18 protein-coding genes are annotated in these 19,881 nt (G+C 42.4%); all 18 read right to left on the bottom strand.

Features of this window, described 5'->3' with window-relative positions; translation table 11 throughout:
• Positions 1 to 62: 62 nt before the first annotated feature.
• The gene (locus tag DV942_RS17705; protein WP_131538541.1) at positions 63 to 1,595 is read right to left on the bottom strand and encodes a restriction system-associated AAA family ATPase; all 1,533 of its coding nucleotides are present in this window, start codon (positions 1,593 to 1,595) and stop codon (positions 63 to 65) included.
• A complete protein-coding gene (locus DV942_RS17700) occupies positions 1,567 to 3,360 on the bottom strand; it encodes a restriction endonuclease subunit S (protein WP_131538542.1) in 1,794 nt (597 codons plus the stop codon). Before DV942_RS17700 ends, DV942_RS17705 begins: the two co-directional genes overlap by 29 nt.
• Before the next feature lie 212 nt (positions 3,361 to 3,572).
• Entirely contained in the window at positions 3,573 to 6,803 is a 3,231-nt protein-coding gene (locus tag DV942_RS17695; protein WP_145859765.1) for an error-prone DNA polymerase, read from the bottom strand.
• 12 nt (positions 6,804 to 6,815) lie between these two features.
• Entirely contained in the window at positions 6,816 to 8,324 is a 1,509-nt protein-coding gene (locus tag DV942_RS17690; RefSeq protein ID WP_145859763.1) for a Y-family DNA polymerase, read from the bottom strand.
• A 5-nt stretch (positions 8,325 to 8,329) separates the two neighbouring features.
• Entirely contained in the window at positions 8,330 to 9,067 is a 738-nt protein-coding gene (locus DV942_RS17685) for an ImuA family protein (RefSeq protein ID WP_145859761.1), read from the bottom strand.
• Between the two features lie 224 nt (positions 9,068 to 9,291).
• Positions 9,292 to 10,302 carry a DUF6602 domain-containing protein gene (locus tag DV942_RS17680; RefSeq protein ID WP_145859759.1) on the bottom strand — a complete coding sequence of 337 codons (1,011 nt, stop codon included), beginning with the start codon at positions 10,300 to 10,302 and terminating at the stop codon, positions 9,292 to 9,294.
• Between the two features lie 38 nt (positions 10,303 to 10,340).
• Positions 10,341 to 11,162, bottom strand: coding sequence for an SOS response-associated peptidase (locus tag DV942_RS17675; RefSeq protein ID WP_131538546.1), 822 nt, complete (start codon positions 11,160 to 11,162; stop codon positions 10,341 to 10,343).
• Positions 11,163 to 11,164: 2 nt separating this feature from the next.
• Positions 11,165 to 11,413, bottom strand: a complete 249-nt coding sequence (locus DV942_RS17670; protein WP_131538547.1) for a hypothetical protein — start codon at positions 11,411 to 11,413, stop codon at positions 11,165 to 11,167.
• Positions 11,414 to 11,663: 250 nt separating this feature from the next.
• On the bottom strand, positions 11,664 to 13,238 hold the full coding sequence (locus tag DV942_RS17665) for a hypothetical protein (protein WP_145859757.1): 1,575 nt from the start codon (positions 13,236 to 13,238) through the stop codon (positions 11,664 to 11,666).
• Positions 13,239 to 13,339: 101 nt separating this feature from the next.
• Positions 13,340 to 14,158: a hypothetical protein gene (locus DV942_RS17660; protein WP_145859754.1), complete on the bottom strand. Its 819-nt coding sequence runs from the start codon at positions 14,156 to 14,158 to the stop codon at positions 13,340 to 13,342.
• Between the two features lie 319 nt (positions 14,159 to 14,477).
• Entirely contained in the window at positions 14,478 to 15,239 is a 762-nt protein-coding gene (locus DV942_RS17655; RefSeq protein ID WP_145859753.1) for an AbiV family abortive infection protein, read from the bottom strand.
• Positions 15,240 to 15,383: 144 nt separating this feature from the next.
• Entirely contained in the window at positions 15,384 to 16,121 is a 738-nt protein-coding gene (locus tag DV942_RS17650; RefSeq protein WP_145859750.1) for a metallophosphoesterase family protein, read from the bottom strand.
• Between the two features lie 66 nt (positions 16,122 to 16,187).
• Complete coding sequence (locus DV942_RS17645) at positions 16,188 to 16,388, bottom strand: helix-turn-helix domain-containing protein (protein WP_186462337.1); 201 nt, start codon at positions 16,386 to 16,388, stop codon at positions 16,188 to 16,190.
• 90 nt (positions 16,389 to 16,478) lie between these two features.
• A complete protein-coding gene (locus DV942_RS17640) occupies positions 16,479 to 17,249 on the bottom strand; it encodes a metallophosphoesterase family protein (protein ID WP_145859743.1) in 771 nt (256 codons plus the stop codon).
• Between the two features lie 27 nt (positions 17,250 to 17,276).
• The gene (gene arsB, locus DV942_RS17635; protein WP_145859741.1) at positions 17,277 to 18,356 is read right to left on the bottom strand and encodes an ACR3 family arsenite efflux transporter; all 1,080 of its coding nucleotides are present in this window, start codon (positions 18,354 to 18,356) and stop codon (positions 17,277 to 17,279) included.
• Positions 18,357 to 18,359: 3 nt separating this feature from the next.
• Positions 18,360 to 18,779, bottom strand: coding sequence for an arsenate reductase ArsC (locus DV942_RS17630; RefSeq protein ID WP_145859739.1), 420 nt, complete (start codon positions 18,777 to 18,779; stop codon positions 18,360 to 18,362).
• A 4-nt stretch (positions 18,780 to 18,783) separates the two neighbouring features.
• Positions 18,784 to 19,275: a GNAT family N-acetyltransferase gene (locus DV942_RS17625; RefSeq protein WP_145859737.1), complete on the bottom strand. Its 492-nt coding sequence runs from the start codon at positions 19,273 to 19,275 to the stop codon at positions 18,784 to 18,786.
• 7 nt (positions 19,276 to 19,282) lie between these two features.
• The gene (locus tag DV942_RS17620; protein WP_145859735.1) at positions 19,283 to 19,852 is read right to left on the bottom strand and encodes a DUF6428 family protein; all 570 of its coding nucleotides are present in this window, start codon (positions 19,850 to 19,852) and stop codon (positions 19,283 to 19,285) included.
• Positions 19,853 to 19,881 lie beyond the last annotated feature (29 nt).

The raw sequence follows: 19,881 nt of genomic DNA, 5'->3' as shown, positions 1-19,881 counted from the left end.
TATTAGATGCTGATTAAGCTTATTGGCAGAATGATTGCGTAAAAATGGATAGAGAAAGAGCATTATTCTTCAGATTTTAATTCTTCAATTCGCCTCAATAGATAAAATTTTTCTGCTGATTCACCAAAATCATTTATCTCACTTTCAATTTTATCAATATCAGTAGATTTTTGTAGTTTCTGGATTTCCAACAAAGATTTTTCGGCTATTGTTGATTCCATTCCAAATGCCATTTTTAGAATATAATCAGAGTTTGAACCATACGTTTCATTATCAGGTTGCTTGACAATTAATTTTTTCGTGTCTCTTTTAAAAATAAAAACCTTTTCTTTTCGGCTATCGGCTACAATAAAAGGAGAATGGCTTGTTAAGAAAAAATCCTGTTTGCGCTTTAACGTTATAGTATTTAGAATTTGAATAAATTCTCTTCGCCATTTAGGGTTGAAATGGGTTTCCGGTTCATCTAAAAGATACAATGCATTTTCAAATCCAGTCATCAGAATTGTGCCAAAAACATTCATATATTGATGTTGCCCGTCGCTCAACTCTAAATAATTAATGACCTGCCCTGTAGATAAGCCAAGTTTAATCTCAGAATAATTTAATACTTTATCCTTGTCCTGTACGCTAGGATTTTTTATCATCGATTTCCGCAAACGTCGTTTTCTTTTAATTTCTTTTAAATAGTTATCATCTATAATAAGATTATTCAGAAGTTCAATTTTGTAAAGAGCTGTATAAAAGTCTATTGGATGTTTAAAATATAACTTTATTGCATCTCTTGTGCTTGGATCGTTATAAAAATCTAGAACATAACGGTTTTCGGAGCTGACATATTCGTAACAACTTGCTACTTTGACTAATGATTCAATCCAAGTTTGTAATTCTTCAGTGAGCCGAATCCCTTTTTGTGGCGCTGCAGAATGTTTTGTTTGAATGACTAATTGAAATGACTTCAGGTTTTTAATGCCAATTACCTTTAATACTGACGCTACGTTTTTTTCTTGGGGATAAAGTAAATTTGCAATCACGACACCAATATTGGTGGTATAATCCATCAAATAAAAACGAGGATCATAATCCTCTTTGTAATCTTTATTTCCGAATGCTCGCTTTGCAGTATAATCTGCGTATTCATCATAGTAGTCCATAAATGGAAAACTTAAAGTCTCATTGGCGCCCGAAGTATATCCAATTATCTTCGATGGTAAAAAGTCTTTAAATGTTTCTACGAACCATTCTATTTCTTTTCCATTATGCGTTATGGTAATTTTTGGGGCTTTAGCTTTAATTTCCAATTGTTTGATTTCTACTAAATATTCCTTTTTCTGGAACGTTATAACATAATCCAGTTCAAACAATGAAGGTGAATTTGCATATAAGATTAGTCTAGGACCCCCATAAAGTTTATCTAAATAGTAAAATATCTCGGCGATAGTTTCCAAAACCTGTGATTTCCCTGATCCGTTAACTCCGATGAAACAATTTGGACTATTTTCTCCAGGAAATTTTTCTTCCGGATTAAAAAATAACTCAAGATTGTCTAATAGAGGGCGGTGGGCGATACTATGAATTTTTAACCGGAGTATTTTCATAAACAATAATTTTATATTTCATTACCTCTTCATTCTCATCAAAATACTTTTCAACGCTACCATTCTCTAACAAAGCATAGAGATCGTCCCTCAAGTCTTCGTATTCCAATTCTGATCTTACTTTTAGGTCCTTAAATTCAAAAGAATCATATGAAAATGATTCATAAATCAAATCGATAGTACTTTTATTGGGTAAAATCTTTACGGGTTTTTTAGCCATTTTTTTCTTTGATTTATTTTTTGACTTTAAATGCAATTCGCGTTTAGTTAAAGCCTTTTCTATTAATTTGTATCCAGATAACTCTTCTGTCATTTCTTCCACAAGCTTTCCTTGAAAAGCTTGTTTTAGTATATTTTTTTTTAAAATTTCTGCCGATTGAAAGTGACGGGAAAGCGTTTCTTCTACTTTTTCAATGAAGCTAAACCTACTTTCAATAATTTTTACAATTTCCAATTGCTCCTCTTCACTACAAATCACCATCGGAACATCTCTCATATTTTGCAAATTTAAAACTGGCCGTCCTACACCATAGACCATGTTCTCGACGAAAGTTTTTCCAAAATCTGTAGTCTGAAAATAATAATAGGCAAATTTTGAAAAAGATTTTATGCGATATTTCATTAATGCCACGGATTGGCTAACATAGGCTTCCTCAATTTCTGTATCTATATGAGCAACTTTCCCCACATTTGCCCCCGTTATCGTCATTAGCAAATCAAATTGTTCTACAAGGCTCCTCTTCCCCTCGATTGTGTCTGGTAGCTTCACGTGCGCAATATTCTCTTTCGATAAAGCATTCGTATTGATATCTTGAGTCCTAATAAACAACGCACCTGTAGAGCTATAATATTTTTTCCAATCACGCGAACCACTTGTTACATATCGAAGCATTAAGTCATTATATACGTAACCCCAATTTTCAGGTAGTTTCGGCCACCGTTCCCAATCCGTCCTTTTCGGGGTTAGAAAATCCGCATTTAACAACACCTGTTTCTTTCCAACATATTTTTTTCCTCCAACATAATTATCATAGTTGAGCAAATTTGAAACGATTGTTCTAAAGCCCGTAAAACCTGGATTATTCACTCGCCAATCAGCAGTAAGATCTCCTTGAAATGCTTTCTTCAATATCAACTGTTTATACGGTGAAATTTGTTGCTGCGCCTTTTCTAAGATTCGCTTTCCATTATCTAAATCGCTAAAAAGCTCGTCAATTTTATCTACTATTGCTTTTTGTTCTAACAATGGCGGTAAGGGCACTAACAATTCCCGAACAGCTCCTAGATTAACTCTTGAACGGGTTGTTCCTTTGGTAATTTCTTCAAATTGTCGCTGCAATACTGCACTATTGATAGCATATACAAGATAGTCAGAATTTATAATCTCTGAATTTGGCCTTAACCTAATTAAATCAGCAACAATAATTCCGTAGGGATATTTTGTAGGAACTTTACAACACAATCCTAGGGGTTCCCCTAGCTTTGTTATTATTATATCTCCAATATTAAAGCTATGTCTAGAAAGCTCCACCGCTTTTTCTTCAGTTACAAAATCAATTTTCTTATCTAAAAAATATCCTGCTTTTATATTCTGGATTTTAAAAACAGGTATTCCGGCTTTTTTAAAGTCTTTTGCCTTCAAGTTTGAGCCAAACGGGCCGTCAACTAGATCGACGGTTGGATCGACTACCAAATCGCTCATTTTAGCTATAGCCCAGTGTTTAGGAATCAAATTTAGTGAGTGCGGGTTATTAGCAATATTCATTTTGGTTTTTGAACGCGTATTAAGTTTTATTATCAAAGTAAGTATATTTATTTAAGATTTCACATATCCGCGAGAAAGTATGTTGTTTACATTTTTATATCGATTTAATTATCAAAGCAAATACAATGGAATAAAAATAATTCTATGACGATGATTTGCTTCCTAATGTCAACAACTTGTAAATAGAATTCATTTAACATTTTAACTAGGGTTTATTTGAAATTGCGACCCCCATGAAATGCATCCTTCGGCGTTTCTTTACGAACCTGCGCTCTTTTGTTTTGCGAAGTATATGGTGCACTTTTTTCATCCCCCTTAGCCAAAGTCAGCACAGGCAGGTCATCAACTTCACCCTGCACCAGCTTTCCAAGCATCTTCGTGAAATCAAAACATTTGCTAACTATCACGTGTACTACCTTTCCCTCTCGCTGCAATCGGCCTTCTACCATCAGCAGCCTTGCATGCAATATTTCCTTGCGATAGGTTTCAAACAATTTTTCAAAGACCACCAGATTAGAATACCCAGTCTCGTCTTCGATAGTGATAAAGCAAACTCCACCCGCAGTTCCTGGACGCTGGCGTACCAGTACCAATCCCGCCACTTTTACCAATTGGCCATCTGTAGAATCATTGTTGATATGGTGGCAACTGCGGATATTGAGCATATCCAGTTGCGGCCTCACAAAACTCACCGGATGAGCTTTGAGCGAAAGTCCAACCGTTCCATAATCCTGCACCACGTGTTCTCCCTTTCCCATAAGCGGAAGCTCGACCTGCGTTTCCAGCACGCTTTCAGATGCCTGTCCCTTGAAAAGTTCCACCGGCATGTCCTGCAAAGCCGAAACTTCCCATAGGGCCTTTCTCCGATCCATTCCCATGGATCGGAAAGCATCCGCATCGGCCAGTCTCTCAAGCGCCGTTAGTGAAACGCCAGCATCGCGAAGCGCGGTAATGCATTTATATCTTTCGCCACGACCATTCACCAGGGTCTCAATATCATCAGACCGGATGCCACTGATCTGCCGGAATCCCAACCTCAGCGCGAAATATTTGCCCGATTTTTCTTCGAGCTTATTATCCCACAGCGAATGGTTAACATCCACCTCGCGCACCGCTACGGTATGTTTCTGCGCATCGATAACGATCTGCGCGGGCTGGTAAAAGCCCATCGGCATACTGTTAAGCAATGCCGTAGCAAAAACATCCGGATAATAATGCTTTAGCCAGCAGGATACATATACCAGCAGCGCAAAACTTGCCGCATGGGACTCAGGAAAACCATAGCTTCCAAATCCCTCCAGCTGTTTGAATATTCGCTTAGCAAATTCTAAAGTATATCCCTTGGCCAGCATTCCATCTATTAGCTTCTGCTCGTATTGATTAACCAGGCCCTTGAATTTGAACGTTGCCATACTCCGCCGCAGTCCATCTGCTTCGGCCGGGGTAAATCCAGCTGCGACAATAGCAATTTTCATCGCCTGTTCCTGGAACAGCGGAACGCCCAATGTCCGTCCCAATATTTCTTCGAGTTCCGGCGATGGATACACCACGGGTTCTTCGCCATTTCGCCTGCGCAGATATGGATGTACCATATCTCCCTGTATTGGCCCGGGCCTGACAATTGCGACCTCGATCACCAGATCATAAAATTCCCTAGGCTTAAGCCTTGGAAGCATCGACATCTGCGCCCGGCTCTCAATTTGAAATACCCCTAATGTATCAGCCAGACAGATCATATCATAGACTTCGGGGTCGTCTTGCGGGATATTTGCCAGGGTAAACTGCTTTCCATAGTGGTCACGGCAAAGGTCAAATGCCTTTCGTATGCAGGTAAGCATGCCAAGCGCCAATACATCCACTTTTAAAAAGCCCAGCGCATCAATATCATCTTTATTCCACTCGATATTTGTTCGGTCCTCCATCCGCGCATTTAGGATAGGGCACAGGTCGGTAAGCTTGCCTTGCGTTACCACAAATCCCCCGGTGTGCTGGCCGAGCTGCCGAGGAAAGCCCATCATCTGGGAAGTAAGCTCCAGCGTTTTTTTAAGGTGCGGATCATCCGGGTTTAAGCCCTGTTCTGTAACCCGTTTTCCCTCGAACCATTCATCGGTAAACTCCCAAATAGAACTCGACAACCTATTGATGGTATCCACTGAAAGTCCCATCGCTTTTCCCACATCCCTAATTGCGCCCTTCTGGTGCTGCTGGGTGACTGTCGCTACGATGGCCGCCCGGTCACGCCCGTACTTATTGTAGATATACTGGATGATTTCTTCCCTACGCTCATGCTCAAAATCCACATCGATATCGGGTGGCTCGTTTCTGGCGGGCGAAATAAAGCGCTCAAAAAGCAGATCGAATTTCATGGGATTAACCGAAGTAATTCCCAGAACAAAACATATCGCAGAATTGGCCGCAGAACCCCTTCCCTGGCAAAGAATCCCTCTCGATCTGGCTTCGCGTACAATATCTTCAACAAAAAGAAAATAATTGGCATAATCCATCTGCCTCACAAATTCCATTTCATGGTGGATCATTTTAACCACCTTTTCAGGGATTTCTTCACCGTAAAACTCATGCGCTCCTTTCCATGTCAGGAACTCTAGTTCTTCCATTGGACTTCTGCCGCTTTGATTGATCTCTTCGGGATAAACATATTTTAGCTCATCCAATGAAAAATTACAGGCCTCGGCAATGATCATCGTATTTTTGATAGCACTTGGGTATTTTCTAAACAATCGCTCCATCTCGGCGATCTCTTTCATATATCGCTCTGCATTCTGATGCAAGCGAAACCCGGCATCTTGGATGGTGCATTTCTCCCGTACGCATGTTAGCACATCCTGCAATTCCCTGCGCGAGGGATCATGGTAATGGATATCGCCCGTTGCTACAACAGGAATTCCGTAAAAATCTGAAAGCTGCGAGGTCCGGAAGATAAGCTTATCATCGTTTCCCATATAAGATCTGGTAGCTGCTAAATATAACTGGCCATTCAGTGCCTGACTGTATTCTGCAAGCGCACTAATAAAACCAGCCTCATATTCAAACCTCCGGTTGAGCTCGCCGGGCATCACTACACAGAAGATGATCCCCTTGCTATGGGCATAAACATCCGCCCTTGAAATATGGCAGGAACCTTTATCGGCGCGCATATTGCCAAGGGTAAGCAGCGCCGACAATCTGCCGTACGCTTCCTTGTCGGTTGGATATGCCAAAAGGCTTTGCCCATCCAGCAGATCCAGCCTGCAAGCCGGAATAAGCTTCACGTTTTTTTCCCTGCAAGCCGCATGTGCGCGGACAATCCCCGCCAAGGTATTACGGTCCGTGATCGCTATTTTTTGATAGCCAAAGGTCTCCGCCTGTTCCACCAGCTCATGTGCATGGGATGCACCCCGCAAGAAACTAAAATTTGATGTAACCTGTAATTCGCTATACGCCATAACTTATCTTCCTTACGCAAAAAATCCATGGATAAACCATTTGTATTTATTTTCTCCTCCGTAGTGTCCAGACCGGAACAGCCAGTATCGGCCGCCCTGCTCATCCTCTACCTGGTAATAATCCCTATGCTCGCCATGATCCAGCCACCATTCCCGCTCGATGCGCTCCGGGCCATCGGCTTTTGCAACGATATGTCGAACTCCCTCATAGATAAAAAACTTAGGGGGATGATCTGGGATAATTGCCATTACCTCAATTGCAACCGGAGTTTTTAGCAGCTCTGTAGGCCTTGGCTTATCCACCCGCCATGGCGCATTTGGTTTTTCGGTTACTGAAACCGCTTTGAGTATTGCCCGTTCTGGCCAGTATCTTTTGGCAGGCAAATAGCGATGTATCACCTGAAAACCTACCTTTCCAGCTACGCGGTCAAGCAATTTGATTACGCTCTGATCATCCAGGCCCGGCTTTGATGTCCACATTTCTTCTTGTGGAACCTCGACATCATCCACTTTTGGCGCATCCAGCACAAAGAGCTCAATGCCAAGGGCTGGCCTGATCTGATCGATCTTCAGCTGAAATAGCTTGAAAAGGTGGCTGATATTATGCGATGCCCCGCTTGTACCGATATCAACCTGTACCATTTTGCCATCGATCCGGTAACAGGTAAGCACACCGAATCGCAGTCCCTTTCCCTCAGCCTGCATACGCTTGCACAGGTTTTCCAGTAATTTATTGATAGCAATCTCTATCCCGTTTCTTGTTTTAATTGGCTCCAGGCAAGCGAGCCTTTCACTGAACGGCACAGGCACCTGAAGGGCAGCAAGCACTTCGATTTCTGTGCCTATTGCCTGGCCCAACCGCAGCAGAAAATCCTCACCGAACCTCCTGCGCAAAACCGATCTGGGCATCCCGATAAAACTCTTGATCTGATAGAATCCAAGTTTTCGAAGTTTGGCCAGCACCGATTCCTCAAGTCGCAGTGCATCAGGCACAAGATTAAGCAGCGCATCCACATGCCCGCCGACGGGAATCAATGGTGTTACTTTTCCGTAATGGGATATTGCCCATGCGGCTCCGGGCGTATCGGCTATCGCTACGCGGACGGTATAACCCTTGCTTTTTAACCTGGAAACGATTTCTTTTAGATATCCGCTTTCCCCGCCCCAAAGATGGCTGCATCCGGTTGCCTCAAGCAAAAGCCCATCCATAGCAAATTCATCGATGGCTACTATCGGGGAATAGCGCACGCACCACTCACCAAGCCCTTTGAGCAGTTTTCTGGACCTTCCAGGTTTATCATCCAACACCTCAAGTCCGGGACAAATGGCCTTTGCATCTGCCGCACGCATTCCAACCTCGACACCGAATCCGAGCGCGAGCTCACTCACCGCTGTTATAATCATTCGGCCGTGGTCGGGCGCAGCAAAAACAAAAGGTACACCGGAAAGCTCGGGCCTGCGGATAAGCTGCCAATCAGCCAGCAGCTGGCGGAACCATATGGAAACAAAACGCCTTTGCATGATCTCTATCCAATCTGCCTGCCCTCCATTTCAGACCAAACACTTTCTTTTTTAACTTTCTTAACTTCTTCGAATTTTTCTCCCGCCCATTCCAACACGAAGTTTCCAGGATTCCCATTGCGCACCTTTAGCAGCTCAACCTGCCAGCGTGGAAAACCCAGGCCTGGCATTCCGTTTTCTGTTTGCGAAGGTAGGGGACTGATCCTCCATCTAGCGGTGGCCACTGTACTTGCGGTTTTATTTTCATCTTTTCGAAGGATAAATCCTGTTACGCCACTTGACTCTACAGCCAGCTGCAATCTTCGAGATTCGATAAGTGATAGATTATTTACCTCAGCGACTACGGCCGCGAGCCCCTCGCACTTGAGGGCCTCTTCTGTAATCCATAGCACATCCTTTTCGGTCTGTACATCCATAAAAATAATGCGCTCGGGCTCGACATTGAACAGGCCGAGCGAGGCAGGGAAAAGACGACGCGAAGTACTTGCCCATACGCATGCCGCACCGTTTTCCATAAGCACGGCCAGCAGACCTGCGATGAAGCCATCGCTTGCCGCTGATTGTTCCGGGACTACAGTAATAAACTCATGGATCGCTTTTTTGGGGAATACTCCACCAGGGAAAGCATCTTCAATCTCTCCTAGGCCGATTCGCTCAGCCTTGCCCGAGGCAACGGGCTTAAAGCCCTGCCACAACAGAATATCCTGCTGCAATTTTTGAAACAATTCCCTTTTAGCATCCATGGTATTCGAGTTAATTTTATACTATTATTTTTAGTATTATAAAATTATACAACAAACATAAAGCTAAAATTGTTAGCGAAATACAAAATGTTGAAAAGATTGTGCTTTTGGTGGAGAACTCCAATTAGGACATAGCCTAATGTTGCGCACACAGATTGCTATTTTATCTTGCAAAAAGAAAAATAAGTATCCCCTTGTGTTGCTAAATAAGAAAACTCGTAAAATTAGATATCCGATGGCTCCAATCCAACGAAACCCTGTGCTTTAAGAATTGCCGCCGTTTCTTCCTGGTATCGCTTGTAGCCCTCCGGATCAGAGTACCTGGTTTCTACGATACTGCCATTTTCCAAAGAGGTGGAACCCGTGCAATATAGACTGGACAGAACATTGGGCTGATAGGTGTTTTTCAAAAGCGCTAAGATGTCAAAGGCAAACTCGGAAAAATGCTGTTCCCAGAATGTCAGCAGCAGGCTGAAATATTGATCATCCTTATACTTTAGGCATTTCGATGTTGTCCAAAAGGATAACGATGAGTTGTTGTTTGGCTTAGAATCGACATTTTCATTTCTGAAGCTTATTTTTCCGCAGTTGTATCTATCAAGCGTTTCGGCCCGGAGTATAATTCCCCCGTAGAATCTTCGAATCATTGTGGCATTAACTAGTTCATCCATAGCTGCAAAATCTTTATCATGCTCTTTACGGAGTTCGAAAAATACAGTTGCACAGAAGAAATTGGCAGGAAGATACATCTTGGCGCGACTGGTCGGCGGGTCTACCCGCGCCAATAATGGCTTAAGCTTGGAAAGCTGGTCGACCGCTTCCTTCGCTGAATGCCTGTTAAATGCGGATTTCACCTCAAATACCGCATGGACATACTCAACAGGTATTGCCAGCGACTTTCCCTGACCGGAAGAATCTGGATTATCCTCGACCCAAAGCACAGGAGATTCCAACTGGTCATATATGATCACATCATAATGCACCATATGCTCCTTGCTGGAAATCCCGGGTGAAATGATATATCCAGATGTTACCGCATATCTTTTTGGCAGAAATTCGCTTAGCCATTTTCGAAATTCGGCCTCTGCTACAAGACCATGTCTGACTTTTACCAGCTTATTGTTTTCCAGATCCTTCGCTAGATCATAGGCAGCAAGCATTCGGGTTTTTGCGGCGAGGAACGGTTTCCATCCCTGGCTTGCCATCTGTGGTTGGAGCGGCTTTTGGCTTGACATTTCGTTTCTATCTTTTGTGCTAAATTAAAAAAGAACCGCTAGTTTCTCCAATGATCAAAATCCAGTTGTTCCTGATCCACAAAGGTAAGGTCAAGAGCTGGATGATCGGGATAATCAGCCGGCGTAGCCTCGCCTGCAAAACGGTAATCCTTATCGATGGTACATGCCTCCATTAATTTTGATGGGATTTGGGTAAGTGCAATTTCGGTCAGGCGTTCTTCGCTCGGTTCCTCCATTAGCCACTCCCAGGCCAAATCATCCGTAAGGATAGTTGGCATTCTTTTTTTAGAATTATGGATCTGCTGCATGATTCCATTTGCCGCGGTAGTTCCAAAGGCAACCGTGCGCACCCATTGCCCGGCTTCCTTATCAAACCAATCATTATATACTCCGGGAAACCAGAAATATTCTTTATCCACAATACCAATCATATAGGGAACTTTATCTGTTGCCTTCAGCAACTGACCCTTCTTACCATAGGTAGGTACATGCATTGATTCGATGATACCAGTTGAGAGCACCAGACATCGACGCTGGCGCGCAGCCTCTGCCCACATGGATTTTTTACCAGCCTCATTAGTAAAAAGATTCTCCGCCTTAAAGTTGAGCGTGGTATACATGCCCCTAAACTTTTTGGCCTCTTCGCGGTCTTTTGCATAACCTGGAATAAATCCCCATTCGGCCTGCTGGATCTCAAAATCCCTGCGGTCATCAGTCGCAACAACAATTGCACATGGCGCATAGTTGAACCCATTATGTACCCCCTTGTCCAAAAAATCATAGTTTCTGACCGCTTTTTCCAATTGCTTGAGTTGGATAAACTCGGCTCTGGTCACTTTCTGTCCGTTGTAATAACACATGATTATTTCCTATTAGCGCGGATATGCTCCGCAATTAATTTCCCTATCTCCTGCGCTTCGGCCTGTCTACCTTGAGGGATTGAAGTCCAGAACTTCTGATCCCGGATACCAATTCCGATAGCAATCACCAGCGGCTTTTTCCAACCGCCAAAGTTAACATGGAACACCCTGTTCGAACCGAACTCATGTTCAGAGACCATAATCTGCCGCCCATCAAGCACTAGTTCAAATGGTGGTTCAATTTTCCTCACGATTAAAATTAAGGAAAAAATCCAAGAAACTAATAGTAGTCAAGCGCTTAACTTTCAGACACAAAATAAAAAACGGGGAACAATCGTGATGATCATTCCCCGTTCTAAATTAACGCTCTCATATATAAAGACGTAACTTGAGCAGATTTATTATAAATGCCATTAATTTTTTTCCATTTCTCTGTTGATTCTTTCCTCCTTCTAGATACGTGATCACTAGGGGTTTTACTAAACTTGGGCCTTTTAAGGTTTACTTGTTCAGCCCTAACCTTTCCATACATTGAAGAAAAGCCTCATTCAGTATTTGATTTTTTGATGTTACATGACAATGTTGTAAATAAGTAGCGATAGACCATCGGACGGCACCAGTGTCCGCAACTTTCTTGCCCATGAGCTCATTTAGGTTGAATCCTTGCTCCAATGCGCTGCCCATCATTTCAATATCAGCGATACTTGCGAGCTGTAGATCATAAGAGATTTCCCTGTGAGCTGCGGTTAGATCTGGAAGAATAGCAGAGTTTAAAACATATACCTGATCATATCCGACTATGATATTTAGGATTCTCGTTACTTTTCCAAACCTAACATCTTTAACTTTTTTTTCTAATATAGCCTTCCTAAATGAATCCAATTGCCGTACGGCCTTTTTTAGGTTTCCAGCCTGAACCTCCCCTTTGATGATTTCAGGTTCAAAATAACTCCTTGCCGGAAGTTTTAATAAGGTTGTTTTAACTTCCACAAGCAAACATACTTCAGCATTAATAAGTGCAAAATCAGGAAGAAGTCCAGTCCAAGGCTCGGAAAAATCAACGTCCAGATCAATAAATGTGTGTGCTTTGCTTGGCGTCTTGAGGTGCCGTCCAATATATTCCCTGAAAACGATTCCAAACGCATTCCGAAAGGGATTTTCGCCCGTTTTTCCAGCAACGTTTGCGATTTGTTGTTCTTTATTTGCCAATAAATAAAATATCCCAGCACTTGCCTTTTCCAGAAAATATTTAGGCTGAGGGACGACTACGGTACCAGCCCTGAGAACGCTGGATCTATCTACGCGTATTGCGGGCATGGCGGTGAAGGGGTCATGTCCATAAATGTCTTTTAATTTATCCATCTGATTGCCTCGACCTGGGCCACGAACCATTTCCCTGTATTGTTTTGCAGTTCCTGTTGCCAATTCTGTGAAAATAGATATTGCTTCCGGGGTGACGATATCTTTTAATTTGGAGATCTCTATGGTCATTTCGTAGTCTAATATCCCATTTACCAATAACCACATCGCAATACCTGTAGCCATAAACTGAAAACAATCCAGTTTGTAAAACTCCATTAGCTTTCTGTTAAAATCATATGCAGAAGTTGCAATAGAAGGATTTGATATGAACATGGCATAACCTCTTCCAATAACGGTATGCTGCCTTGCTTGCAGGGGGAACTGGATTTGACCAATGCGAGAGAAATATTGAGATATGGCCTCCGGACCTTGGTCGATTGGAATGTCAACGTCCGTATCGTAAAGCTCTATTACCATTTCGTAAGCCTTATGAAATGCTGGGGTATCAAGCAACATACGTTGTCCTTTATGATCATTTGCCCCGCTCAAGATCATAAATCTTGCCATCCGGGTCAGATTTAATCCAACAAACTTTCTTTCCTGCTCTGACAACCGACCTATCCATCTATACAGATGCTCTGGAACATTCGAGCTGTGGAGCTTTTGCTCACCATATTTCAAAACAGCATTAATTGCCCCGAATAAATAGAGCGTATCAGATAAATGGAATTTTTTAAAGTAGTCATACAACTCTTCCAGAGATCCTTTCTTCATATCGTTTGTTATTGGTTTTGCAAATCAGTATTATATATAATCCGCATGGAGGCAAATTTTACTGCAGGCTAGTTCTTAGCCAGTACCATACTGCTTTAGCTTCAGGGTATCAGTTTGACCGAAGTATATCCATATGTTAATGCCAAATATGGTGGCTTTTTGAATTCTTCAATTTCATTCTCAACCAGAAAGGCTCTTCTGTAATTTGTCTTCTTAATTGAATTACCTTTTTCGTCTAGCTGGACCTCTACGACTCCACTGATTTTAAAATTTTCACCATAAAAGTTTCCGCGCTGCATGTTTCCACCTACCGCAGCATCGGCCTTGGATTCAATTACCTTTTTTAATATCTGCAATGGATCTAGAGTTTCGTTTTCCTTAAAGACCTGTTCAGCATACGCTTTACCCGAGCCGAAAAACATCATTCCATGTTCTGGCAGTATCTCTTCAAATTGGTAATCGACTTGATCTTCCTTTATATCCGGATAAAAACGCACTATACGCACCCGCTTCTCGACGATGCAGTAGCCTCCAAGTAGAATTTCCGAAAGGCCTGTTTTTCCCAGAACAGCGGTTAGCTCCTGAGAAACCTCCCTATAGTATTTAAGAACAAGGGAGCTGATCCCTATGATAGATACATCAGACATGTTTGTTAGATAGGTTACATTCGGGAGAATTTCGGCAATGGAGTCTTTAACTGTATTCGCATTAATGGAACTTCCCACGACCGCAAGCCCATAGCTTAGCTCATGTTCATACTTATTGAAATCCTCCCTGGATTTTGCAGGCCCTTTTAATTTAAAAGGAACAGTAAATATCTTGATCCCCTTATCAAAGAAACCAGCCTCACCAAACGAAATCCTGGAATCTGAAGAGAACGATACACCTTTGTCGTTCCTCTGTGCAATTACTAGAGTCATAAAAAGTCAAATTTGAGGTAAGCGTGAATCCCAATCTAGGAAATATTAACCAGAATTAGTTGTTTAGGCAACAAAAAACTGTTCGTAAAACAGAGCTGTCCAATAGGATTATTACAAGCCCGGTTTTATTTTTGCAGCTTTTTTACTCTAATGAGTAGCCAGTTAGTACCCCAGCAAAAGTTTTGATGTCGTAAATTCCCTCCACTCCACCCATAAATTGCTTTTGAAAGTCATTCCAGCACATAAACCTATAGATGTCTTTATAAGAATTATTCAGCTTATCTTAGAAAAAGCTACCAACCTGTTCTTTATCGTTGATTTATTGAGTGACTTGAAAAACTCCAAAATGGCAAAATAATTTTCTGCAAAATACGGAAAGCAAACGTTCCATGGCCTCATGATTTTTTTCTTTCTTTTTGCAATTTGTATGCCTGTTCCCGAAGCTTTCCAACTCGTTAATGTTAAATGGAGTCCAAGACTTTAATTCTTTATCGGACATTACCTCAATGGATCTCATAAGTTTAGCAATGTCTTTTTGGAAAAGATTGACATAAGCTTTGGCTACCTGATAGTCGCCAGCCGTAATAGTAGAGGGATCGACAATTGAATTAATAAAATCAACATAGAAAGCCCTCTGTTTCAAACTATCGGCATTGCTCCACCAAAAGTAATTAGCTGTAGCCATGGCAGTATTCATTAATGCTGCCCTTAAAAAGGAGAATATTCCAGTTGGCCTTAAGTTTGTAGACGAAGAAAAGCGAAACAAAAGATACATCGAAAAAAAATCCTTAACCAGATCATGCCTTACCTTGTGATGAAGGAAAATCTTCTTAAACCATGATTGCTGTCTCAGGGGTACTTTTCTAGACATTAACAAACAGGCAAAAGCTTTTATGAGTTCTTCCGTACCCAAAATCAAATGAGCGATTGCATTCTGAGGTTCGTCAGATTTCCCAAGTATTTCAGCGCAGCGGAAATGCCTATTTGCATTTTCCTCTATGACAGGATATATTGATTTAAATTCTTGTAGGGTCAGGTCGTTCCACCCACGGGGTTTTGAAGGCGTTTCCAAGGTATGCATATATTTGAGCGTAGGTTCTAAAATAAGCTAAGTATAAGCTTTGTACAATTTTTTTTTTGCACATATCCTCGTAAACTCTGAAATAAAATTCAGCATTATCAACTATAAAATAAAAAAGCCATCATTTCTACCGGCGGTTAATTTTTAATTTGCTAAGCGCAATGCATCCGCAAATTCTTTGGGCAGAAGACTGTTTTCAATAGCTTTGGCGGATGCTTCCACATCGTACTCAACACGCCTGAATTCTATCTCAATGCTATTTTTATTAGTTGTAGAGCTTTCTGCATTTAGGTGGAGTATGACGTAACATCCATCTGGATTGCCATCTTTGGGTTTTCCGACTGCCCCCAGGTTGATCACATGTTTAAACCTTCCATCTCGTGACTCTAAGATTCGGTGATACGGTTTGTGCGAGTGTCCGACAAAAAGCATATCTGCATTCGCTTCTTTAAGCATTTCCAAAACATAACCTGCATCGGTATCTATCAGTATGTATTCATCTATGCTTCTGGTGCTGCCATGGGCAAAAACAAGATTTAGTTTTTCATTATTCAGCTTATTTTCTAACCTGATATGTCCCGGAAGTGTTTTCAGATATTCCCTGTTATCCTCACGGATTAGGTGATAAGCATATTTTTTGCCCGGTTCACTTAAACTTTCAGGAGTGGTAATGATATTTTCAACTTTTTCGTCATGATTGCCTTTCAGGGTTGCAATCCCTCGCCTGCGGATTTCGTCGATGACTTCATTGGGATAGATGTGATAACCTACAAGATCCCCTAGACAATAAACGGCGTCGGGCTTTTGGCTGTCCATATCCATGAGCATAGCTTCAAAAGCAAAGATATTAGCATGTACGTCCGAAAATAATGCGACTTTCATTTCCTTTATTTTTTTATTATTTTAAATCCGGTTTCTTAAAATTTGCTTTTGCCAGATCAAGTGCTTTTAATGGGCAGCCCCCTCTTTAATTAAGCTGGTAAAATGCCAGCTGTAAAACTTAAGCTTAACCTCAGTAAGATCGGCCCCGAATATCTCTGCCAGTTTATCCAGCCTTTTGTAGTTAAAAGGAACCCTATTGATTTCTATCTTCGCAATAAGCGTCCTGTTAAGTCCCAGCATGCTGGCGAGATCATTCTGGGTCATCATTTTTAAGGAACGTTGTTCCTTGATAAATCTCCCAAAGCTGTTTTGCTCCGGAACCGAATTATATTTATCGGAATAACTCATTTCTGATCACTATCCGTTACGTAACATATCAGCATATCCATTGGGAAGCGGGCTGTCCTCAACTGCTTTTGCAGCTTTCTCGATATCGTAGTCAAAGCGGATAAATTCAACCTGGATGCTGTCTTTAACCGTTACCGTACTGTCCGCGTTAATGGTCAGGATCACATAACCGCCCCTCGGGTCTTTGTCCTTTGGCTGACCGACCGATCCGATATTGATCGCATGCCTGAAGTGATCGTTACCATCAGTTCCGGAATTTAAAATGCGGTGGTAAGGCTGATGGGTATGACCAAAACACATGATGTCTGCATCGGCCTGCTCCATGATCCTGATCATGCTTTTCTCCTCACGGTCTTCAAAAAGGTATTCGTTTACCTTTCTTGGACTGCCATGTACGAACAGGATATTCCGTTTGTCGTGGTTTAATTGGTATTCAAGCCTGATGTGGGCAGGCAAGGTTTTCAGGTAAGCACGCTGTTCATCTTTTACAATTTCATTTGTATAAGATATAGACACCTTGCCCATCTCTTTTTCTTCGTTAGTTTTATAGGCACAGCCGCAATCATCACTGGATCGGCCAATGCCCCAATCATAATTTCCCGCAATGGTCGGAATGCCACGCCTGCGGATCTCATCTATCACTTCATTGGGCCAGATGTTGTAACCAACAAGGTCGCCCAGGCAATAAATGACATCGGTATTTCTGGTTTCAACGTCTTTAAAGAATGCTTCCAGTGCCGGAAGATTGGCATGGATGTCAGAGAATAAAGCAATTTTCATAGTTATTTTGAGGTTTATTCAGTTTGATTAATTGGGTGCCTGTACCGGTGCGTAATATTTTTTCCTGAACCAGAAGGCCAGGTTCACCAGGGCAATCAATGCGGGAACTTCTACCAAAGGTCCGATTACCCCTGCAAAGGCCTGTCCGGAGTTGATGCCGAATACACCGATGGCCACAGCAATCGCCAGTTCAAAATTGTTCCCGGTAGCTGTAAAAGCAATGGAAGTACTTCTAGAATAATCTGCCCCGAAATACCTGCCTGCAAAAAAGCTGACGATGAACATGATAGAGAAATAGATCACCAGCGGTATGGCAATACGAACCACGTCCATTGGTATCTGCACGATCAGGTTACCTTTCAGACTGAACATGATGACAATGGTGAACAGCAGTGCAATGAGGGTAATAGGCGAGATAAATGGCACGAACTTATTCTGGAACCAGTCTTCACCTTTGAGTTTAATGAGTGTGTACCTGGAAATAATACCCATTGCAAAAGGTAGTCCCAAGTAGATACCGACACTTTTTGCAATCTCACCGATGGTGATATTTACCTCGAGGCTTTTTAGGCCAAAGAAAGGTGGCAGTACCGTAATAAATATATAGGCAAACACGCTGTATAACAATACCTGGAAAATGCTGTTCAATGCGATCAGGCCAGCGGCATATTCGCGGTTTCCTTCTGCCAGTTCGTTCCATACCACCACCATGGCGATACAACGGGCAAGACCGATCAGGATCAGGCCAACCATATATTCAGGATAGTCCCTTAAAAAAGTAATGGCAAGAAAGAACATCAACAAAGGGCCGATCACCCAGTTCAGTACCAGGGAAACGCTCAACACTTTGGTATCCTTAAATACTTCGCCCATCTTTTCGTATTTTACCTTGGCAAGTGGCGGGTACATCATCAGGATCAGGCCGATGGCCAATGGGATGTTGGTTGTACCGCTGGAAAAGGAATTGATAAAGCCGGAAGATGAGGGGATAAAATATCCGATGCCAACCCCGATCGCCATCGCGATAAAGATCCACAGGGTCAGGTAACGGTCAAGGAATCCCAGTTTTTTTCGTTCTGCAGCGGGGGCACAATTGTTTGCACTCATGGTTTATCGGTTTATATACTGGTTTACAAAATCTGCTGAATAGGCTTTGATCAGCTCGCGTACCCTTCTGAATTCGTCCATCACTTCCTCTGGCGTTCCTGTTGACTTTGCAGGGTCAGGGAAATTCTGGTGGAAGCGGTCTACCTTGCCCGGAAAGAAAGGGCAGGCTTCATTCGCATTATCGCAAACGGTGATCACTGCATCAAAATCAATTCCGGCATATTCATCCACATGGTTCGAGGTATGTCCCGAAATATCGATATGATCTTCAGCCATCACTGCGATAGCTTTCGGATTTACGCCATGTGTTTCAATCCCTGCGCTATAGACCTCTGCATTGTCTCCGGCAAAATGCCTTAAATAACCTTCTGCCAGCTGGCTTCTACAGCTGTTTCCTGTGCATAGTACTAATATTTTTTTCATGTTTTTATTCTTGTCCTGTTATTTTACTTCTTCGTTCCATCAGCACTGTATCCCGCCACACCCCGTCCATCTTGCCGATCTTTTCGCGATAACCGATTTTTCTAAAACCGAGCTTTTCGTGGAGGGCGATACTTGCCGTATTTTCAGGAAAGATGCCTGATTGCAGCGTCCAGATGTTACTGGCCTCACTTTCGGTGACCAGCTTTTGCAATAGCGCCTTACCTACCCCCTTGCCCCGAAAAGCTTCATGTATATAAACGCTCACTTCTGTGACCCCTGCATAGACACATCTGCCTGAAACAGGGGTTAAAGCTGCCCAGCCTGCCACGTTGCCATCAATGATAGCGACATAGCGGAGACCAGCCAGGTGGCCTTTGTCCCATTCTTCCCATGCTGGGGCATCGGTCTGAAAGGTAGCCTGCTTAGTGGCGATACCTTGTAGATAAATAATTCTAACTTCTTTCCAGTGCAAGGGGAGTAATGCTGTAATTTCCATACGCTGATTAGCAGCAGCCCGAACCGGGTTCACAGGTCTGTCCCGCCCCAGCAAGGTTTACCATCTGTAATTTTGGTTTTTCTTCTTTCACCGCTGGTGCACAGCATTCTTCATCAGTTTCTGTTGTTCCACAACTTCCCCCACGTCCGATTGCTTTACACTGCGTAAAATCAGGGATCAGGTTAACGATCAGGTTATCGCCATCGATCAAAAATTCGCCGGGATACATCTGTCTGGTATCAAACTGTGAGTTTCCAAACTCTATCTTAACCGTTCCCAACGGGTTAAGAGGTAAAGATTTTTCTACCAGACTTACAATTGACAAGGCTTTGCTGACCTGCATTGCCCTTTCGCTATCCTGTACCGATGGCTCCCAAAGCTGCACAATGATTTCTGTCCAGGTATTCATTTTCCCACCACAGTCCACAGATACGATCGGTGCCTGTTTGATTTCGGTGATGTGATATGAAGCATCTACCCATTTTCCTTCCGCATACTGGAACTGTAAGGTTAAATCTGGATGATGTTCTAATGTGGCTTTAAAGGTTTGCCAGTTGGTCAATTCTGCATTGTTCATAATATTGCAATTTAACGATTGATATAAAT

The sequence above is a fragment of the Pedobacter suwonensis genome (genome assembly GCF_007833675.1).
Classification (GTDB): Bacteria; Bacteroidota; Bacteroidia; order Sphingobacteriales; family Sphingobacteriaceae; genus Pedobacter; species Pedobacter suwonensis.
The sequence above is the reverse complement of the archived record's forward strand: the minus strand, read 5'-3'. Positions and strand labels throughout refer to the sequence as shown.

Coding starts and splice junctions, on each gene's coding strand:
- DV942_RS17665 (WP_145859757.1), bottom strand. CDS start 13,238: ATGAAGAAAGGATCTCTGGAAGAGTTGTATGACTACTTTAAAAAATTC.
- DV942_RS17645 (WP_186462337.1), bottom strand. CDS start 16,388: ATGATGACCCAGAATGATCTCGCCAGCATGCTGGGACTTAACAGGACG.
- DV942_RS17695 (WP_145859765.1), bottom strand. CDS start 6,803: ATGGCGTATAGCGAATTACAGGTTACATCAAATTTTAGTTTCTTGCGG.
- DV942_RS17655 (WP_145859753.1), bottom strand. CDS start 15,239: ATGCATACCTTGGAAACGCCTTCAAAACCCCGTGGGTGGAACGACCTG.
- DV942_RS17690 (WP_145859763.1), bottom strand. CDS start 8,324: ATGCAAAGGCGTTTTGTTTCCATATGGTTCCGCCAGCTGCTGGCTGAT.
- DV942_RS17705 (WP_131538541.1), bottom strand. CDS start 1,595: ATGAAAATACTCCGGTTAAAAATTCATAGTATCGCCCACCGCCCTCTA.
- DV942_RS17680 (WP_145859759.1), bottom strand. CDS start 10,302: ATGTCAAGCCAAAAGCCGCTCCAACCACAGATGGCAAGCCAGGGATGG.
- DV942_RS17640 (WP_145859743.1), bottom strand. CDS start 17,249: ATGAAAATTGCTTTATTCTCTGACATCCATGCCAATCTTCCGGCACTG.
- DV942_RS17630 (WP_145859739.1), bottom strand. CDS start 18,779: ATGAAAAAAATATTAGTACTATGCACAGGAAACAGCTGTAGAAGCCAG.
- DV942_RS17660 (WP_145859754.1), bottom strand. CDS start 14,158: ATGACTCTAGTAATTGCACAGAGGAACGACAAAGGTGTATCGTTCTCT.
- DV942_RS17700 (WP_131538542.1), bottom strand. CDS start 3,360: ATGAATATTGCTAATAACCCGCACTCACTAAATTTGATTCCTAAACAC.
- DV942_RS17685 (WP_145859761.1), bottom strand. CDS start 9,067: ATGGATGCTAAAAGGGAATTGTTTCAAAAATTGCAGCAGGATATTCTG.
- arsB (WP_145859741.1), bottom strand. CDS start 18,356: ATGAGTGCAAACAATTGTGCCCCCGCTGCAGAACGAAAAAAACTGGGA.
- DV942_RS17650 (WP_145859750.1), bottom strand. CDS start 16,121: ATGAAAGTCGCATTATTTTCGGACGTACATGCTAATATCTTTGCTTTT.
- DV942_RS17620 (WP_145859735.1), bottom strand. CDS start 19,852: ATGAACAATGCAGAATTGACCAACTGGCAAACCTTTAAAGCCACATTA.
- DV942_RS17625 (WP_145859737.1), bottom strand. CDS start 19,275: ATGGAAATTACAGCATTACTCCCCTTGCACTGGAAAGAAGTTAGAATT.
- DV942_RS17675 (WP_131538546.1), bottom strand. CDS start 11,162: ATGTGTTATTACAACGGACAGAAAGTGACCAGAGCCGAGTTTATCCAA.